This is a genomic window from Candidatus Jordarchaeum sp. (genome assembly GCF_052745115.1).
Genome location: NZ_JBRAKS010000473.1, coordinates 1 through 2,426, shown reverse-complemented (window position 1 = coordinate 2,426; position 2,426 = coordinate 1). Strand labels below are relative to the sequence as shown.

Sequence of the window (2,426 nt, the reverse complement as noted above, 5' to 3'; positions counted from 1 at the left end):
ATAGCCATATATGGTATTATTTAGTATTAAATCTTCCTACTGTTGTAAACCCTCTCTAGTGAAATGAATTTTTGAAAATCCAAGTTATCGGTGGATCAGTTTTTCAAATATTGATGTTATGGATATTTAAACGTATGCTGTTTATACTTGATTTATTGTTTTGTTTGCATAATCCTTCTGGGAACTTGCAAATCAAAGTCTATCATAAACATGGAGGTTTTTTTGTAAAGCTCAGGTATAGGAGAACCAGATAAAACAATTATTGCTCTTTTTATCTTTTCTTCTAAAAATGGGCACTCGAGACATTTTTCAGGATTAATAGTTACAGTATTTTTCTCAACATCGTTTACAAGTTGAACTGCCTCGCAAATATCATCTTTTAAGGAGCATACAACTTGAACCATTTTATTCATCATAGTATCAGTAACCCTCTTTACCCTTTTCACAAACTTAAAAAGAATAGAAACATTGAGCACTAATAAATGTATATCCAAACACACATAAACCGTTTAAATTTTCAATAAAAATTTTGAAAAAACAAGTTTCATCCCACAAGTATTTCCCTTTTCAGAAACCAAGACTGCTGCACAAAAACTTTACGGGAAATTTCTGAAATTTATGGTTTGAATATTTAGGATAAGAATTTGAGCGCAGTAAGTGCATAAGTATCAGCCGCCTTTTTAAGTTGAGAAATTTCTATATGTTCGTTGGCTGTGTGAGCCATGGATAATCGCCCCGGGCCAAATACTATACTAGGTATTCCATGTTGCGAGAAAAGCGATGCATCTGTACTTCCAGCTATCCCAGCGTATACTGTTTTACCCATTACCTGGTTAACAGCTTCGTCAAGAAATTTTATAAAAGGTAAATCAAGTGGTGTATCCATTGGAGGAAGCCCCAGTATAAATTGTAGAGATGCTTCAAATTCAGTGTCTTCTTTTTTTATGGAATTTATTATTTCTTGGAACTCACTGGCTATCTCCTTCTCGGTTTCTCCGGGTAACATTCTTCTGTCAAAAACTAAATTGCATTTGTCCGGAACAATATTGAATCTCTCCCCACCCTTTATAGTGCCTAGATTAAAAGATGGCGAACCTAGGGTGGGATGTTTCTTTTTCTTAAAAATTTTCGGAAATTCATTTTGTACCTTCCGAATTAGTTTTATTGCTTTGTAAATGGCATTGATTCCCAGCTCTGGTGAGCTTCCATGAGCAGCCTTCCCCATAACATCGATTATTGCTAAAATTATTCCCTTAGAAGCAGAAACTATTTCAAGATTAGTTGGTTCCCCCACAATTACACAATCAGATAATGGTCCAGATTTAATGATTTCTTTTGTCCCCCAGCTTCCCGCCTCTTCAGTTGACACTCCAGTAAAAACGAGTCTTCCCTTAAGTTTTACTTTGGCTCTTTTTAGTGCTACCAGAGCCACAGCCATGCAAGCTAAGCCTCCTTTCATGTCACACGAACCTCTTCCATAAAGTTTCCCTTCTTTTATTTCCGCATCGAATGGAGATATTGTCATGTTATCAACAGGCACCGTATCGAGATGTCCATTAAACATTAATGAGGGAGAACCAGTATCAGTACCGCCCAGGGAGACAATTATGTTAACACCACTTTCTATTTCACGAATCTCGGGAATTAGACCATTGTCTCTAAAGAAAGCGTCCAAACGCTCTGCTACTCGCCGCTCTCCATCCTTAATCTCTACATAACTTGGAATAGTAATTAACGCCCTAGCTAAGGAAATTATTTCATCCTCAACTATTTCCGATTCAACCTTGTCCCAAGACTCCATAATAAACACGTTCCAATAAATAATGAAAAATTATATTTTAAATTTAATTCAGAGTTTAAATTTACTTTGTTTAAAAAGATATATAATAAAGTGTTTGCATTTTTAATTTCTCATATTCTCTGGGAAAAATTTATTCTTGGATAGAAAGTATTAAATTTTAGCTAAGGTTTTTCGATGAGTTTTTCAAGTAGATAAAAGTCCGACAAAGCGTTTATTCTACCCCTCAGATTAGCTGAGGCCAGAATCGAAAGCTTCTCATCATACATCGATATTATAACACCGGTCTTTTCCGTAATCTTCATTAAAAAAGAGTTTTCATTGTGAAGACTGTCACCCGGTTTCAACTCATCAATAGAGTAATTTTCAAAAAGGGTTACTGCTTTTTCAGGGAATTCACCTTTCAATCCCCAGATCTTGAAATTTTTATCTATAATGGCGATTGAAGTAGGTTTCAAGTTTCCGCAATTTATTTCAATGAGGTTTATCATCCTGTCAATTTGGAAGTCTTCACTCAAATTTTTAGGCCTCAAGAATTTTTTATAATAATATTATCACTTTCTCTATTAATTAAAGACAAGTTTTAGGTATTAAATATTTTTGAATCCCATATTGATTTTAAAAAAAG

At 34.5% G+C, this 2,426-nt stretch carries 3 protein-coding genes; all 3 read right to left on the bottom strand.

Annotation, left to right across the window (positions count from 1 at the left end; genetic code table 11):
* Positions 1-152: 152 nt before the first annotated feature.
* Positions 153-404: a hypothetical protein gene (locus ACUVXA_RS19745; RefSeq protein WP_445873005.1), complete on the bottom strand. Its 252-nt coding sequence runs from the start codon at positions 402-404 to the stop codon at positions 153-155.
* A 227-nt stretch (positions 405-631) separates the two neighbouring features.
* On the bottom strand, positions 632-1,801 hold the full coding sequence (locus tag ACUVXA_RS19740; protein ID WP_445873004.1) for a M20 family metallopeptidase: 1,170 nt from the start codon (positions 1,799-1,801) through the stop codon (positions 632-634).
* A 161-nt stretch (positions 1,802-1,962) separates the two neighbouring features.
* On the bottom strand, positions 1,963-2,316 hold the full coding sequence (locus ACUVXA_RS19735; RefSeq protein WP_445873003.1) for a hypothetical protein: 354 nt from the start codon (positions 2,314-2,316) through the stop codon (positions 1,963-1,965).
* Positions 2,317-2,426: the final 110 nt, after the last annotated feature.